General features: G+C 67.7%; 15 protein-coding genes. 7 read left to right on the top strand and 8 right to left on the bottom strand.

The features are described 5' to 3' along the window. Nucleotides 1-15: 15 nt before the first annotated feature. From lhgO to BN1701_RS27350, 3 genes are all read left to right on the top strand, one after another. Nucleotides 16-1197, top strand: coding sequence for an L-2-hydroxyglutarate oxidase (gene lhgO / locus BN1701_RS27360; protein WP_054053524.1), 1182 nt, complete (start codon nt 16-18; stop codon nt 1195-1197). 10 nt (nt 1198-1207) lie between these two features. Then, nucleotides 1208-2362, top strand: coding sequence for an acyltransferase (locus tag BN1701_RS27355; RefSeq protein ID WP_231949725.1), 1155 nt, complete (start codon nt 1208-1210; stop codon nt 2360-2362). Between the two features lie 301 nt (nt 2363-2663). After that, nucleotides 2664-4025 carry an SdrD B-like domain-containing protein gene (locus tag BN1701_RS27350; RefSeq protein ID WP_054053522.1) on the top strand — a complete coding sequence of 454 codons (1362 nt, stop codon included), beginning with the start codon at nt 2664-2666 and terminating at the stop codon, nt 4023-4025. A gap of 47 nt (nt 4026-4072) precedes the next feature. Here BN1701_RS27350 and serS read toward each other — a convergent pair whose 3' ends face one another. The 4 genes from serS to BN1701_RS27330 are packed head-to-tail and all read right to left on the bottom strand — an operon-like array spanning nt 4073 to nt 7696. Then, nucleotides 4073-5335: a serine--tRNA ligase gene (gene serS / locus BN1701_RS27345; protein ID WP_054053520.1), complete on the bottom strand. Its 1263-nt coding sequence runs from the start codon at nt 5333-5335 to the stop codon at nt 4073-4075. A 50-nt stretch (nt 5336-5385) separates the two neighbouring features. After that, complete coding sequence (locus BN1701_RS27340; RefSeq protein ID WP_054053518.1) at nt 5386-5853, bottom strand: DUF350 domain-containing protein; 468 nt, start codon at nt 5851-5853, stop codon at nt 5386-5388. A gap of 31 nt (nt 5854-5884) precedes the next feature. Next, nucleotides 5885-7051 (bottom strand): glutathionylspermidine synthase family protein, encoded by a 1167-nt coding sequence (locus tag BN1701_RS27335; RefSeq protein WP_054053515.1) that lies wholly within the window; start codon nt 7049-7051, stop codon nt 5885-5887. After that, nucleotides 7052-7696 (bottom strand): hypothetical protein, encoded by a 645-nt coding sequence (locus tag BN1701_RS27330; RefSeq protein ID WP_231949724.1) that lies wholly within the window; start codon nt 7694-7696, stop codon nt 7052-7054. It abuts the gene before it with no gap. A gap of 136 nt (nt 7697-7832) precedes the next feature. Between BN1701_RS27330 and BN1701_RS27325 the strand changes: the two genes are divergently transcribed. Together BN1701_RS27325 and BN1701_RS27320 are read left to right on the top strand one after the other, a co-directional pair. Then, the gene (locus tag BN1701_RS27325; protein WP_054053514.1) at nt 7833-8786 is read left to right on the top strand and encodes a septum formation family protein; all 954 of its coding nucleotides are present in this window, start codon (nt 7833-7835) and stop codon (nt 8784-8786) included. A 2-nt stretch (nt 8787-8788) separates the two neighbouring features. Continuing rightward, nucleotides 8789-9139, top strand: coding sequence for a metallopeptidase family protein (locus BN1701_RS27320; RefSeq protein ID WP_054053512.1), 351 nt, complete (start codon nt 8789-8791; stop codon nt 9137-9139). Nucleotides 9140-9321: 182 nt separating this feature from the next. Here BN1701_RS27320 and BN1701_RS27315 read toward each other — a convergent pair whose 3' ends face one another. From BN1701_RS27315 to BN1701_RS27305, 3 genes are all read right to left on the bottom strand, one after another. Beyond that, a complete protein-coding gene (locus BN1701_RS27315) occupies nt 9322-9819 on the bottom strand; it encodes a hypothetical protein (RefSeq protein ID WP_054053510.1) in 498 nt (165 codons plus the stop codon). 72 nt (nt 9820-9891) lie between these two features. Next, the gene (locus BN1701_RS27310) at nt 9892-11070 is read right to left on the bottom strand and encodes an RtcB family protein (RefSeq protein ID WP_054053508.1); all 1179 of its coding nucleotides are present in this window, start codon (nt 11068-11070) and stop codon (nt 9892-9894) included. A 50-nt stretch (nt 11071-11120) separates the two neighbouring features. After that, nucleotides 11121-12017 (bottom strand): diiron oxygenase, encoded by an 897-nt coding sequence (locus BN1701_RS27305; RefSeq protein ID WP_054053507.1) that lies wholly within the window; start codon nt 12015-12017, stop codon nt 11121-11123. Nucleotides 12018-12159: 142 nt separating this feature from the next. Here BN1701_RS27305 and BN1701_RS27300 point away from each other — a divergent pair, with 142 nt between their 5' ends. Then, a complete protein-coding gene (locus BN1701_RS27300) occupies nt 12160-12690 on the top strand; it encodes a glucosaminidase domain-containing protein (RefSeq protein WP_054053505.1) in 531 nt (176 codons plus the stop codon). 131 nt (nt 12691-12821) lie between these two features. Beyond that, nucleotides 12822-13463, top strand: coding sequence for an RNA polymerase sigma factor ShbA (shbA, locus tag BN1701_RS27295; RefSeq protein ID WP_082860084.1), 642 nt, complete (start codon nt 12822-12824; stop codon nt 13461-13463). Between the two features lie 51 nt (nt 13464-13514). Here shbA and BN1701_RS27290 read toward each other — a convergent pair whose 3' ends face one another. Beyond that, nucleotides 13515-14936 carry an AAA family ATPase gene (locus tag BN1701_RS27290; RefSeq protein WP_197672147.1) on the bottom strand — a complete coding sequence of 474 codons (1422 nt, stop codon included), beginning with the start codon at nt 14934-14936 and terminating at the stop codon, nt 13515-13517. Between the last annotated feature and the right edge of the window lie 12 nt (nt 14937-14948).

Genomic DNA, 14948 nt, shown 5'->3' with positions numbered 1-14948 from the left:
GTACCCTCCTGGGTCGTGCGACACATCGTGGTTATCGGAGGCGGCATCCTCGGGCTCGCGACGGCCCACGAGCTGGTGGGTCGTGGGCACCGGGTCACCGTGCTGGAGAAGGAAGCCCACTGGGCGGGCCACCAGACCGGACACAACTCGAACGTCGTGCACGCGGGCCTGTACTACGCGCCCGGCTCGTTCAAGGCGAAGATGTCGGTGGCGGGCAACCGCTCGATCGTCGAGTTCGCCCGCGAGCACGGCGTGCCCGTCGAGGTGTGCGGCAAGCTCGTGGTCGCCACCGACGAGTCGGAGCTGCCCGCGCTGGGCGTGCTGGCCGAGCGGGCCGAGGCCAACGGTGTTCCCGCCAAGCTGATCTCCCAGGCCGAGGCGCGCGACTACGAGCCCGAGGTGGCCTGCGTGTCGGCGCTGCGGGTGGAGAGCACCGGCATCATCGACTTCCCCGCCGTGTGCGCCGCGCTGGTGCGGCTACTCACCGACGCGGGCGCCGACCTGCGGCTGTCCACCCCCGCGCTGGGCATCCGGCCGGGGCGCATGGGCGGGGTGGAGATCGCCACCGGCACCGAGGTGCTCCGGGCCGACGCGCTGGTCAACTGCGCGGGCCTGCACAGCGACCGGATCGCGCGGATGGCCGGGCTCACCCCCAAGGCCAAGATCGTTCCGTTCCGCGGCGAGTACTACGAGCTCAAGCCCGAGCGCGCCCACCTGGTCCGCGGCCTGATCTACCCGGTGCCGGACGCGTCGCTGCCGTTCCTCGGCGTGCACCTGACCCGGATGCTCGACGGCAGCGTGCACGCGGGCCCCAACGCCGTGCTCGCGCTGCGCCGCGAGGGCTACCGCTGGCGCGACTTCTCGGCCAAGGACCTCGCCGAGACCGCCCGTTTCCCCGGTGTGTGGAAGCTGGCCCGCAAGTACGCCTATCCGATCGGCCTCGACGAGGTCCGCCGCTCGCTGTCGCGGCGCCGGTTCGCCGCCAGCCTGGCCAAGCTCGTGCCCGCGGTCGGCCCCGACGACATCGTGCGCTCCGGCGCCGGGGTGCGGGCGCAGGCGCTGCTGCCCGACGGGTCTATGGTCCAGGACTTCCTTATCGAGAGCGCACCCAACCAGGTGCACGTGCTCAACGCGCCGTCCCCAGCCGCGACCTGCGCGCTGGAGATCGGCAAGTACATCGCCGACCAGGTCGACTGAGGGGACCCACGTGCGATCACTGACGTATGACGACTACTTGGCCATGCGCCGCTTTCCCGCGCTCGACGGCTTACGCGCGGTCGCGGCGCTCATCGTCGTGGCCTTCCACTTCGGTGGTCCGAGCTGGGCGTGGATCTCGGGCTGGATCGGGGTGCACGTCTTCTTCGCGCTCTCCGGCTACCTGATCACCACGCTCGCGCTGCGCGAGGAGGACAAGCGCGGCCGGTTGTCGCTGCGGGACTTCTATGTCCGCCGCGCGTTCCGGATCATGCCGGTCTACTTCGTCGTGCTGTTCATCTATGTCGGCACGCACTGGCTGCGCCACGAGTACACCGCCAGCGGCTTGGCGGCGAACATGACCCACTACCTGACGTTCATGGGCGAGTACGTCAACGTGGCGGTGGCGCCGTTCGCGCAGGCGTGGACGCTCGGCGTCGAGCAGAAGTTCTACCTGCTGTGGCCGCTGCTGGCGTTCGTGCTGTGCGCGGGCTCCTTCGCCAAGCGGCTGGGCTTGGCGCTGACCACCATCGCCGTGCTGATCCTCACGCTGATCCCGGCGACCTACAACCACGACAGCATGGGCGTGCAGTACCTGCCCATCGTGACCGGCGCGCTGATGGCCGTCGTGCTGCACAACCGGCGTGGCTTCGCGATGCTGGCCTGGCTGACCAAGCCGGTGGTGTCGGCGGTGGCGCTGCTGGTGTTCATCGGCATCCACCTGAGCGTGCAGCCGGTGTTCCTGTGGCTGAGCGACGGCGTCGTGTCGTTCAACGACACCTATCTGATCATCATCCCGACCTACGGGTTCTTCGCCGCGCTGCTGATCCCCACTTTGCTCGGGCCCGGCGTCGGGCAATGGCTGCTCACCCGCAAGCCGATGGTGTTCATCGGGGAGCGGTCCTATTCGCTGTACCTGATCCAGGGCATCGCGGGCACCGCGGTCATCGCCACGGTGCCGAACCTGCAGTCGTGGCCTTATCTGCAGTGGCCTGCGGTCGCGCTGGTCTCACTGGTCATGGCCGACGTGCTCTACCGGACCGTCGAGCAGCCGATGATCGGCGTCGGCAGGCGGCTGCTGGGCTGGTTGCGGACGCGGTCCGCGGCCAAGCGCGCCCCCGAAGTCACAGAGGCCAAGCCTCGCGAGACGGTGCAAGCAAGCGCCTGACCTGCTCGAACACCACTCCAGGCCCGCGACGCCACCGGCGTCGCGGGCCTGTTTCGTCTCGGGTCGATAACGGCGGCAACCGGTCGCGCCGGTCGGGCGTGTACTCGGCGGACAGGCTCTGACTGGGGAAATCCCGAAATTGGTCGACAACGGCCGCGAAATCCTCGCGGCTTATTTGTCGCGCGCATTTTCGGGGAATTCAGCGAAATATTTCTCTTGAATAACGGAGAACAACCTGAACCCCACCCCGAACGCCTTACTGAATGACCGGAACAAAGCAGCGAGAACAGGGAGAACCGAAATGATGAAGAACGCCAAGCTCGCGGGCCGCGCCACCGCCGCCGCCATGATCGCCGCGGCGATCAGCCCGATGCTGTTCACCGGCACGGCCGCCGCCGACGCCCCGACCACCACCTTCGGCGGTTCGGTGTGGTTCGACCGAAACAGCGACGGCGCCGTCCAGGACGGCGAGCGGGGGCGTGCGGGCGCGGTGGTCAAAGCATCTGGCTCCGGGGGTGAGTTCTTCGCCGAGACCGATGCCAACGGCAAGTACGCGTTCCAGAACATCCCGTTCGGCGCCTACGACGTCACCCACTCCGACAACGGATTCGCCGCCACCACCGCGGCGACGGTGAAGATCACCCTCAACGCGGGCCAGCAGGCCGAGCCGGTGACCTTCGGCGTGCGCGGCGCGTCGATCTGCGGGACCTCGTGGAACGACGCGAACGGCGACGGCAAGCACCAGGCCGACGAGCCCCGGATCGGCGACAACTTCCTCGGCCTGCACAACGAGACCACCGGCCGCGACACCTACGAGAACACCAAGCCCGACGGCACCTACTGCTTCCAGGACATCCAGGCGGGCACGTACTACGTGGGCGCCAACGACCGCCTGCAGATGAGCCCGCAGCAGGGTTGGACCAAGGAGGGCGGCGACTCCAAGTTCAGCTTCGTCAACGGCCGCTCCGCCGTGCTGACCTTGACCCCGGGCCAGAAGATCGAGAACTTCGACGCGGGCTACCAGGTGGGCAAGATGGACGTGCGCACCACGCAGCTGCTGCTCATTTGGGGCGGCACGACCTACGACCTGAAGGACCCGAACACCAACCTGAGCATCCAGGTCGGCGACGAGTTCACCATCGTCGGCGGTGTGGTCCCCGAGGGCAACGTCGCCGAGCAGCTGCGCGCCAACCTGATCCTGCCCGACGGCCTGAAGATCGTGGACAAGTTCGGCGGCATGCAGTCGCACATCTACGGCCAGAAGGTCTCGGGCTACTTCACCGAGCGCCGCCACCCGGGTCTGGTCGAGTTCGTCGGCGCCAAGGTGAAGGTCGAGCGCGCGTTCAGCAACGCCGAGATCAAGCTCGAGGCCGAGCGCAGCATCTTCGGTGAGACCAACCTGGCCAACAACGTGCTGACTGTCCCGTTCGCCGCCATCGAGGCCGAGCTCGGCCTGATCCAGCCGACCGCGACCACGACCACCACCGCGGGCGTCGTCCAGGCCGCGATGCCCCAGGCCAAGGTCGCCAAGGTCGCCAAGACCGACGACCTCGCCGAGACCGGCGCCAACCCGATGCCGATCCTGGGCCTCGGCGCGGCCCTGCTCGCCGCGGGCGGCGGCGCCCTGTGGTTCACCCGCCGCAAGTCCGCCGCGCGCGACTGACGGACAACGAAATGAGGGGCACCCAGCCGGGTGCCCCTCATTTCGCGTCAGCTCACTGGTTCGATCACGTCGCGCCCAAGGAACGGCCGCAACGCCTGCGGCACGACGACCGAGCCGTCGGCCTGCTGGTGGTTCTCCAGGATCGCCACGATCCAGCGGGTGGTGGCCAGGGTGCCATTGAGCGTGGCGGCCACCTGCGGCTTGTTGTTCTCATCGCGGTACCGCACCCCGAGGCGCCTGGCCTGGAACGTGGTGCAGTTCGAGGTGGACGACAGCTCGCGGTAGGCCTGCTGGGTGGGAATCCACGCCTCACAGTCGAACTTGCGGTGGGCGCTGGTCCCCAGATCGCCGGTGGCGGTGTCGATGATCCGGTACGGGACCTCGATCTTGGCCAGCATCTCCCGCTCCCAGCCCAACAGCCGCTCGTGCTCGGCCTCGGCGTCCTCCGGCTTGCAGTAGGAGAACATCTCGACCTTGTCGAACTGGTGCACCCGGATGATCCCGCGCGTGTCCTTGCCGTACGACCCAGCCTCGCGCCGGAAACAGCTCGACCACCCCGCGTACCGCTTGGGCCCGCTTCCCAGGTCGATGATCTCGTCGGCGTGGTACCCCGCCAACGCCACCTCGGACGTCCCGACCAGGTACAGATCGTCGTCCCGAAGCCGGTAGATCTCGCTCGCGTGGGCACCCAGGAACCCGGTCCCCGCCATGATCTCCGGCCGGACGAGGACTGGCGTGATCATCAGCGTGAACCCGGCGGCGGCGGCCTGCGCGGCGGCCATGTTCAGCAGGGCGAGCTGCAACTGCGCCCCGACCCCGGTCAGGAAGTAGAAGCGCGACCCGGAGATCTTCGCCCCACGCTCCATGTCGAGCGCACCGAGGCGGACGCCGAGGTCAAGGTGATCGAGCGGCTCGAAGTCGAACACCCGAGGCTCACCGACATGCTCAAGGACTGTGTAGTCATCCTCGCCGCCGACCGGGGCGGACGGGTGGACAAGGTTCGGCAGGGCCCGGTGAAGTTCCTCGAACGCCTTCTCAGCCTCACCCTGCTCGGCCTCGGCGGACTTGACCTCAGCGGCCATCTCCTTGCCCTTGACCAACAGCGCCTCACGCTCTTCGCCCCGAGCCTTGCCCACCTGCTTGCCGAACACCTTCTGCTCAGCGCGCAGGTTGTCGGCACGGGAGATGGTCGACCTGCGCCGCTCGTCGGCGGACAACAGACTGTCCACCACCGCCGGGTCCTCACCACGGGCACGCTGCGAGGCGCGCACGGTCTCCGGGTCTTCGCGCAGAACCTTGAGGTCAATCACGAGGTGTGAGCTTAATATCCCGCCACACCCCGTGACGACTCAGATAGCCCTTAAGAGATTGCTACTGCGACGATCAAGCCGAGTGCGATGTGGACGGCGGCGACGACGACGCTGGCGGGGGCGAACTCGTCGGCCTCGATCGTCCGACCAACGTCCAGTTTCGTCACCCACTCTAGCGTCCGCACGGCCAGCACCTGAACGATGATGCCGATCAGACCGTAGACCACCGACGTGATCAGGCCCGCGGTCAGGTCGCTCGCCGAGAAGAAGATCGCCACGACGATGATCAGCGCCATGCTCAGCATGCCGGAGGCGGTCACGATGACCGCGTTGGGCTTGCCGGTGCGGACCAGCTCCGACAGCTTGCCCGGGGTGGTCCAGTCGATGGCGTAGAAGCCGATCAGCATCAGGACCAGGCCGATGATCGCGTACAGGGCGATCGCGCCGATCCCCTTGCCGAGGTCGGCGCCGAATCCGGCGGGCAGGGCCAGCGTCGTTGCGGCGAGGTGACTGGTCACGCGTCCTCCATGGTCGTGCTGTTCTGCGGAATCATGCCTGGGGAATGCGGTGTGGGACGAACGCCGCGCCGTCGTCGGTCACCAGACCGGCGGTCTCGCGGATGCCGAGGCCCGCGGCGTGGTCGCCGACGACCCACGCGCCAAGGGCCGGGCGGTAGCCGTCGAACTCGGGCAACGGGTCGAAGGCCTGGAAGACGAAGCCCTCCTGGCCGTACACACCGGCGGTCTGGGTCTCGTAGCCGGGGGCGACGATCTGGATGTTGGCGCCCTCACGGCCCAGCTTGGGCTTGCGGACGTACTCCATGAGGATGTTCGGCTCGTCGAGGAAGGCCGGGAGCAGGTTGGGGTGGCCCGGGTACATCTCCCACAGGACCGCCAAAATCGCCTTGTTGGAGAGCAGCATCTTCCACAGCGGCTCGACCCACAGCGTGCCCGGCAGCGACTCGACGACCCGCTTGCCGAACTCCTCGTCGACGACCCATTCCCACGGGTAGAGCTTCATGACCGACTTCATCGACACCTCGGCGAGGTCGACGAAACGGCCGAGTTCGGCGTCCCAGCCGATCTCCTCGATGGCCAGGCCGACGGTGTCCAGGCCCGCCTCGGCGGCGGTCTCCTGCAGGTAGGCGGTGGTGATGTGGTCCTCACCGCTGGGATCGGCCTGCGACCAGGTGAAGTGGACCTCTTTGGACGGCAGCCGGTCGGCCACCTCGATCCAGCGCTCCACCAGCTTCTCGTGGATGGAGTTCCACTGGTCGTCCTCGGGGAAGACCTCGGTCTTCCAGTACCACTGCACCACCGCGGCCTCGAGCAGTGAGGTCGGGGTGTCGGCGTTGTACTCCAGCAGCTTGGCCGGGCCGGAGCCGTCGTAGCGCAGGTCGAAGCGGCCGTAGACGTGCGGGTCGTGCCGCTGCCACGACTCGGCGATCTTCGGCCACACCCATTCGGGCAGGCCGAAGTCGCGGTAGCGCTCGGTCAGCACGACGTGGTCGACGGCGTCCAGGCACATCGAGTGCAGCAGTTCGACGTCGGCCTCGATCGAAAGCACGTCGTCGAGCCCGAAGACGTAGTGCACCGACTCGTCCCAGTAGGGCCGCTGGGCGCCGCCGCCGTAGCGTGCGGGCGAGCCGAAGACCAGCCCCTGGGACTCGATCTTCTGACGCCAGTCCGGGCGGGGCTGCGAGCGTTCGCGACGCACTCAGCTGCCCCCGCTCTTCCCGCCACTGCTGCTGCCGCCCACGCCGAGCCCACCGCGCTGCACCGACTTGCCGGACGCGGTCTTCACCGGCGTCCGGTCCGACGGCGCGACGTAGGAACCACCGGCGACGGTCTGGCCCTTCACGCCGGTGCCGCCGTAGTTGTAGCGGTAGGAGCTGCCGCCGATGTAGATGAACCCGCCGCTGTGGTAGCCGCCGTGGCTGGTGGCGTAGTTCTGGTCACAGAAGTCGTCGTCGACGATCACGCCGTTGGTGTCGGTGCACTGCGCGGTGACCTCGTCGGGCGTGGACGCCGCGTAGATGACCGCGACGACCGCGACCACACCCACCGTGACGCCTGCGCCGATGAGGATGCGTTTGCGCAGCTTGCGCTTGCGCTCGGCCTCGGCGTACGCGGCCTCCTCGGCCTCGCGCGCCTTGCGCTGGGCGACCTCGCGGGCCCGCCGGTCGGCCAGCGACTGCTGCCGAGGCGCCGTCTTTCCAGGTTCCTGATAGCTAATGGAACCGCGCTTGGTCTCCGGCGTGTCCGGCACGTACTTCGGCAGCGCGGTGGTCGCGCCGTCATCAGTCGGCTGGCTTGCCGGCTTGTCAGCGGGCTTGTCGGCCCCAAAGTCTTTGTCAGTCATGAACCACTCCCGGCGCGAACAGTACCGATTAGAGCCCCGCCACGTCGGATGATTGTCCCGATCGCAACCTGACGTCCAGGGCTTGTTGCGTCCCCACATGCCGTGGGCCCGACCGGGACACGGCATCATGGAGTAGATGTCTGAAAGCGGCGACTGGTTGCGGTCACACGACGGAACGACGAAAACCCGGCTCCTGATGGCCGGGGCCTTCGTCGGTGCCCTGCTGCCCCTGGTCACCAGCATCCTGTTCTCCTGGCCGGTCGAGGCGGGCCGGGCCACCCCCGGTTCACCGGAGGACCTGCGCCGGGAGGCGTTCGACTCGCCCACCGGCAGCTGCCTGCAGTGGTCGCCGCCGGACGGGTCGGACATGCGCAAGGTCGACTGTGCCCAGCCGCACCTGTTCGAGGTCACCAGCAACGTCGACATCTCCGCCGAGTTCGGCGAGAACGCGGCGGCCCCTGACACCGCCCGCTGGCAGGAACTCGCGGTCGCCAAATGCACCCCGGGCGCGGCGACGTACCTGGGCGGCCAACTCGACCCGTTCGGCAGGTTCACCGTCAACGCCCTCAAGCCGACCGCGGAGCAGTGGGCAGACGGCGACCGCAAGGTCCGCTGCGGCGTCCAGCGCGCCGCCCCGTCGGGAGCGCTGCTGCCGCACTCCGGGACCGCGGCGCGTCAGGACCAGTCCAACATCCATGAGCCGGGCACGTGCCTGGCACTGGTCGGCCAGGAGATCGGGGACCCGACCGACTGCGCCAACCCGCATGCGTTTGAGATCGTCGGCAACGTCGACCTTGGCACGGCGTTCCCTGGGGGGTATCCGACGGTCGACGCGCAGACCGAGAAGGCCATTGAGCTGTGCGCGGTGGTCACCACGGCGTATACCGGCGGTGCTGACCTGGCGGCCAAGAAGTTGACGCCTTATCCGGACACGCTCAAGGTCGAGAGCTGGGACGCTGGGTCTCGCAAGATCGACTGCAAGGTGGGGGCGAAGTTGCCGGACGGGACTGGGCTCGCACCGATCACCAACAGTGTTCGCGGTGCTCAGCCGAGTGTTACGCCGCCTCCGCCGACTTCCACTGGTGGCTGAGGGTGGCTGTGGAGATGTCTCGCCAGCGGTTTGATGAGCTGGTGACGGATGCGCTCGACTTGATCCCTTCGGAGTTCGCCGCCGCGATGAATAACGTGGTGGTGTTGGTCGAGGCCCGGGACGAGCATGATCCGACGCTGCTTGGCCTCTATCACGGCATCGCACTCACTGAACGTACGTCGGCCTACGGCGGTGAGTTACCTGACCGGATCTTCATCTATCGCGAAGCCATCCTTGATATCTGTGATACCGAGGAAGACGTGGTCGAGGAAGTAGCCATCACTGTTGTCCACGAGATCGCCCATCACTTCGGCGTGGATGACGATCGGTTGCATGAGTTGGGCTGGGGCTAGGGCTCTGGCGCTGCGCGCCTGATTGGGTGGTTCGCCTTGATTTGGGGCCCCTCGAAATGGGCCTGTGCGGGTCAAAAGGCGAGCTCAAGGAACCTCACCCGCACCGCGATTTTAGGCCCATTTCCCCCAAATCAAGGCGAACCACCCAATCAGGCCGTTTGCTTGGCCCGTCGCGTTTGCTGTTAGTCCTTCTTTGCGACGATTTGTACTGTTTCCAGGGACTTGTTCGCGGTCGCTGCGTAGGCGGTGGCCAACGCCGCGAAGCGGGCATTGGCGGCCTCTGCCACTGCGGTCAGATCACTTGGCCGGAGGTTGGGATCTGCGGTTTGTGCCAGATAGGTGTGGGTGATCATGTCGGACCATCGCCGGAAGATGATGTCTCGTTCGACCGTCTGCAACGGGTTCATCAATCCACCGACGACCAGCCCGGTCACCGCCACCGCGCCGGTGGTGAGCACAGTCGCGATACCGCCCGACGCAGCGATCGCCACGATCAGGCCAATGGTGGCGACGACGGTGGCTGCGGCGATGCCGACCATGAACCATAGGCGGACTTTGGCTGCGCCCTCGTCCGCCATCGCGATGGCTCCGGCTGCGGCGTTGAGCTTCTTGTTCAGGGCCGCAACAGGTTCCCCTAGTGGGCCCTCCGGGACAACCAGCTCCACGTGCTTCTCGCTCATGCGGCACCCCTCACCTCGCGTCACCGACTGTGTACTTGACGTCGGTGACGGAGGTGAGGCGTTACGGCGCCGTCAGCCTTTCACGCAGATGACCTGCTTGAGCTTGGCGACGATCTCCACCAGGTCGGCCTGATCACGCAGGACCTCATCGATGTCCTTGTACGCCGCCGGGATCTCATCGACCACGCCCGAGTCCTTGCGACATTCGACGCCCTTGGTCTGGGCGGCCAGGTCGTCGCGGGTGTAGCGCTGCTTGGCCTTGTTGCGCGACATCCGGCGGCCCGCGCCGTGGGACGCGGACTCGAAGCTGTCCGGGTTGCCCAGGCCGCGCACGATGTAGGAACCCGTCCCCATCGAGCCGGGGATGATCCCGAGGTCGCCCAGCCCCGCGCGGATCGCGCCCTTGCGGGTGACCAGGACCTGCTCGCCGAAGTGGGTCTCCTCGGCGACGTAGTTGTGGTGCACGGAGATCGGCTCGTCGAACTTGATCTGCCAGAGCTCCTTGCGCAGCACATCGCACACCAAGCGCAGCATGACCGAGCGGTTGCGGCGCGCGTAGTCCTGCGCCCACGTCAGGTCGTGCCGGTAGGCCGCCATCTGCGGGGTGCCCGCGAGGAACACCGCGAGGTCGCGGTCGGGCAGGCTCTTGTTGTGCGCCAAGGTCTGGGCGACCTCGATGTGGTGCTGCGCCAACAGGTTGCCGATTCCGCGCGAACCGGAGTGCAGCATCACCCAGACCTGCTTGGTGGTGTCCACGCAGATCTCGATGAAATGGTTTCCGCCGCCGAGGGTGCCCATTTGCTGAAGTGCCTTGCCGTGATTGCGCTTCACCGCCGGGGTCAGGTCGTCGAGCGTCTTCCAGAACGTCGGCCAGTCCTTGGCGTCGCGGTCGGAGAAAGCCTCCGACTTGTGGGCGCCGAATCCGACCGGAACCGCGGCCTCGATCTTGGAGCGCAGCTTGGCCAGGCTAGCGGGCAGGTCGTTCGCGGTGAGCGACGTGCGCACGGCCGTCATTCCGCAGCCGATGTCGACGCCCACCGCGGCAGGCGAAACAGCGTCGCGCATTGCTATGACCGAGCCGACCGTGGCGCCCTTTCCGTAATGCACATCAGGCATCACGGCGACGTGCTTGAACACCCACGGAAGCGCGGCGATATTCTGCAACTGCCGCATCGCCTGCGCCTCAACCGTTTCCGGTCGGGCCCACAGGCGAATGTCGACGTTGCCGCCGGGAATCGTGGTAGCTGACATGTCTCGAAGCTTAGATTCCGCCAGGGCCGGTGGCGAATGAATTGTGGTGATCAGACCAGGTGGGCCCGGCGCAGGATCGCCTTCGACGGGCCGCCGATCATGCCCGCGTCGGTCAGGAAGTCGACCACCTTCTCCGCCATCCACCGCCGGGTCTGGTGGAACTCCGGATTCGCCAGCGCCGCCGCGCGACCCTGGCGCGGGTCGATGCCCACCGACCGGTAGACCTTGGGATCGATCAGCGAGTCGATCACCGCGTAGGACACCAGCGCGGTCAGGGTCCGGTGGACCTCCAGCCGGGTCCGGCCGAGCAAGGGAGCCGAGCGGACGACCTCCTCGCGCGCGAACCGCACGTGCCGGGCCTCCTCGACGACATGGATGCGGTTGACCATGCGGATCAGCGGCTGCATGTCCGGGTCGTCCACCATGGACCGCTGCAGCCGGTCAGTGGTCTCCTCGGCCACCAGTACGGCGGCGAACATCGACGGCCCGCTGGCGAGCGCCTTGTAGCCGCGGGCGAGCTCGTGGACGATCTTGGGCGGCCCGTAGGCAGGCACGCCGAAGCGCTCGACGGCCTTGGCGAACATGATCACGTGCCGGGTCTCGTCGCCGACCTCGGTCAGCGCGTACTGCGCGTGCGCGCTGCGCGGGTCGAGGTCGTAGGCGTGGCGGACGAGCAGCTGCATCAGGATGATCTCGAACCAGAGCCCGACGCTGGCGATGCTGGCGATCTCGTGCTTGGACAGCTCGACCCGCTGTTCCTCGCTGAGCCCGCGCCACAGGTCGGTGCCGTAGAGCGAGACCCGCTCCAGCGGCATGTACGCCTTGCCCGGCACCGGCTCGGCGGCCCAGTCGATGTCGAGCAGCGGGTCGTAGGAATTGCGGGCTGACGAGTCCAGAAGCCTGCGGGCGACCTGCTCGGAGTCCTTGGGTTCGAGTACGCGAGACATCCGTCGTCCACCTCTCGGCGCCGCTGCCGGTTAACTGTTACGTCGAGTAACAGTTACGCATGATCCGCCGACCGCGTCAAGGGGTCACTCGGCCGAGTGACGCCCGGTTGCGGGTCCGCCGATCGGCACTGACGCTCCCCTCATGCGCGCAGCCATCGTCACGCTCTGCCTGGCACTGACCGTGCTCTGGGCGCCGACGGCGTCCGCCGACGAGCAGTACCTGGCGCTGGCCGAACCCGCGGCCCGCGCCGTCGCCGCGGAGTTCGGCGTCCCCGCCTCGGTGGCCGCGGCACAGTCCATCCTGGAATCGGGGTGGGGCCGCAGCGCGCTCGCCGTGGACGACCGCAACTACTTCGGCTTCAAGTGCAAGACCTCCGGCCACGGGCCCATCGCCATCGGCTGCCGCGAGTACCCGACCACCGAGTGCGATCCCGAGTGCCTCCCTGCCGTGGCGATCTTTCGGGTGTACGCGTCGATGACGGACTCGTTCCGCGACTACGGCCGCCACCTGACCACCAGCCCGTACTACGCCGACGCCCTGCCGTTCGCCGCCGACCCGGACGCATTCATCACCGAGGTCGCCAAGCGCTACGCCACCGACCCGGAGTACGCGGCGAAGGTGATCAGGCTGATGAAGACCTACGATCTGTACCGGATGGACAGCCCCGCGTGACCGACTGAAAGCGGTGCGCGACGAAGTGCCGAAACTTGCCGGAATTCGGTCAGAAAGAGTCCTCCGACGTGTATTTCGCGCCTCCCCCCTCGCTCTGTTAGGGGTGTAGGTCACTGGCGCAGGAGGACGCGATGTTGTGCACGGTGGAGCTGGATGACGAACTCGCGGAACTGGAAGCCTCACTCCGGACCGTCCGGCCCCGGCCGGTCGCCCCGGTCGAGCGTCACACCATCGATGACGCGGTCACGGCCGCCATCGCCGGTGACGCAGGCGCGACCGAACAGCTGTTGATCTTCTTGCGCCCACTCGTCGTGCGCTACTGCCGGGCGAAGCTGGGCAGGCTGCCCCGCTCGTTCAGCAGCCCGGACGACGTCGCCCAGGAGGTCTGCGTCGCGGTCTTCCGCGCGCTGCCCAGCTACCAGCAGCTCGGCCGCCCGTTCCTGTCGTTCGTCTACGGCATCGCCGCCCACAAGATCGCCGACGTACACCGCGCCAACACCCGCGACAAGTCAGACCCGACCGCGGAGGCCCCGGACGTCATGAGCATCGAGGACGGCCCAGAACAGATCACCCTGCGCAACGAACTCGCCGAGCGGACCGGCCACCTGCTGCGCATCCTGACCCAGCGCCAGCGCGAAATCCTGGTCATGCGGATCGTCATGGGCATGTCCGCCCAGGAGACCGCCGACGTCATCGGCACCACCGCCGAAGCCATCCGCGTCGCCCAGCACCGCGCCCTCAACCGCCTGCGCAAGCAGCTGGCGGCCGCCTGAGACCGGCCGTATCCCGCGCCGAGGGGGCGCGGGATACGGCCAACCCAGCTGTCATCCCCAGGCGGCGAGCAGGTCGGCGGGCCCGTAGACCCGCGACACCGCGTCGTCCACCCGATTGCCCGCACGACTGACCACGATCAACGGCGTGTCCTCGTCAGTCCCGGGAACCCGGTCTCGGTGGGCGATCAGCGCGGCGAGATCCCGATGATCGAACGCGCGGCGCTCCAACCACTTGATCGAGCCGACGAAGGCGACGCGCTTGGCCACCGGCCCGCGGTCCGCGCCGACGAGGTCGACCTCCACGTCGGTGGACCGGGTCCAATACCCACCGACGACCAGCGGGTCGGTGCCGGGCAGCAACCGGGCCAACGCCTCGCGAACGACCGGCTCGATCGCCCGACCCCGCCAAGTCGTCCACGAGGTGTCGAGTCGATCGAGGACCCGATCGCCGCGGCCACGTGCCAGTTCCTCACGGTGCGGATCGATGAACTGGAGCCAGAACCGCAGGTAGGGGTCCGCGATGCGATAGCGCGTCTCCTTCGACGGCTTGGTCGACAACGGCCGGTCGGCGGCCACGGCCCGCTTCTCGATCAGCAGCTTCAGCGCGCGGTCCGCCGACGCTTGCGGCGCCTCGACCGCACGGCTGATCGCCGCCCGCGTCCGCTCCCCCGACCCGATGGCCGACATCAGCCGTCGGGCGTCGGCCTGCGGGGGGAACTCGGCCGCCAACGCCAGTTCGCCGGAGATGGTGAGCGCGGAAGTCTGCCGTCCGAGGGACTGCGAGAGAAACTCCCGAACCGACGCGCCGCGCGGCCACTCCGCACACACCAGCGGCAGACCGCCGGTCACCAGGTAGGCGTCGAACGCGGGCGCGGCATCGAGGTGGAGCATCTCGCCGACCTCGGCCGGGTTGAGCGCGGACAGCACGAACGGGGTCCCACGCTGGTGGAACGGCCTGCCGTAGGTGTTCAGCGCCTCCATCATCGACAGGTCAGAACCCACCAGGATCAGCAGCACCGGTTTGCGCGAGAGCACTCGGTCCCACACCCGCTGCAACGTGCCTTCGAACGCGGGATCCGCCACCACCAGGTAGGGCAGCTCATCGATCACGACGACGCTGGGCTCGGTCGCGGGCACCGCCTCAGCCAGCAGCCGGAGGGCCGCGTCCCACGAGTGGAGCCCGACATCGGCGAACAAGCTCCGGTTGGGCAGGTCCGAGGCGAGCACCTCGTCGGCGAACTGCGCCAGCTCGCGATCACTCGGTCCGCCGGACGCCGAGTAGAAGACCGAAGGAACCCCGGCACGGTCGATGAACTCCTCGACCAGCCTCGACTTGCCGACCCGACGACGGCCGCGGAGCAGCAGGCAGCGGCCCGACTCGCCGACCACGGCCAATTCGGCCGCCAGTTGGGCCAGTTCCTGCTTCCGCCCGACGAAGCTCACAATACCCTCACTCTTGATAGTCTCACTCATGAGAGTATCAGA

The organism is Alloactinosynnema sp. L-07, from assembly GCF_900070365.1.
Lineage (GTDB): Bacteria > Actinomycetota > Actinomycetes > Mycobacteriales > Pseudonocardiaceae > Actinokineospora.
Note: the sequence above shows the minus strand (reverse complement) of the source record. Positions and strands in the feature narration are given on the sequence as shown.

Excerpts from the sequence above, each read along its gene's own strand:
- BN1701_RS27290 (WP_197672147.1), bottom strand. The coding sequence starts at position 14,936 with ATGAGTGAGACTATCAAGAGTGAGGGTATTGTGAGCTTCGTCGGGCGG.
- BN1701_RS27315 (WP_054053510.1), bottom strand. The coding sequence starts at position 9,819 with ATGAGCGAGAAGCACGTGGAGCTGGTTGTCCCGGAGGGCCCACTAGGG.
- shbA (WP_082860084.1), top strand. The coding sequence starts at position 12,822 with ATGTTGTGCACGGTGGAGCTGGATGACGAACTCGCGGAACTGGAAGCC.
- BN1701_RS27330 (WP_231949724.1), bottom strand. The coding sequence starts at position 7,696 with ATGACTGACAAAGACTTTGGGGCCGACAAGCCCGCTGACAAGCCGGCA.
- BN1701_RS27305 (WP_054053507.1), bottom strand. The coding sequence starts at position 12,017 with ATGTCTCGCGTACTCGAACCCAAGGACTCCGAGCAGGTCGCCCGCAGG.
- BN1701_RS27300 (WP_054053505.1), top strand. The coding sequence starts at position 12,160 with ATGCGCGCAGCCATCGTCACGCTCTGCCTGGCACTGACCGTGCTCTGG.
- BN1701_RS27310 (WP_054053508.1), bottom strand. The coding sequence starts at position 11,070 with ATGTCAGCTACCACGATTCCCGGCGGCAACGTCGACATTCGCCTGTGG.
- BN1701_RS27325 (WP_054053514.1), top strand. The coding sequence starts at position 7,833 with ATGTCTGAAAGCGGCGACTGGTTGCGGTCACACGACGGAACGACGAAA.
- BN1701_RS27350 (WP_054053522.1), top strand. The coding sequence starts at position 2,664 with ATGATGAAGAACGCCAAGCTCGCGGGCCGCGCCACCGCCGCCGCCATG.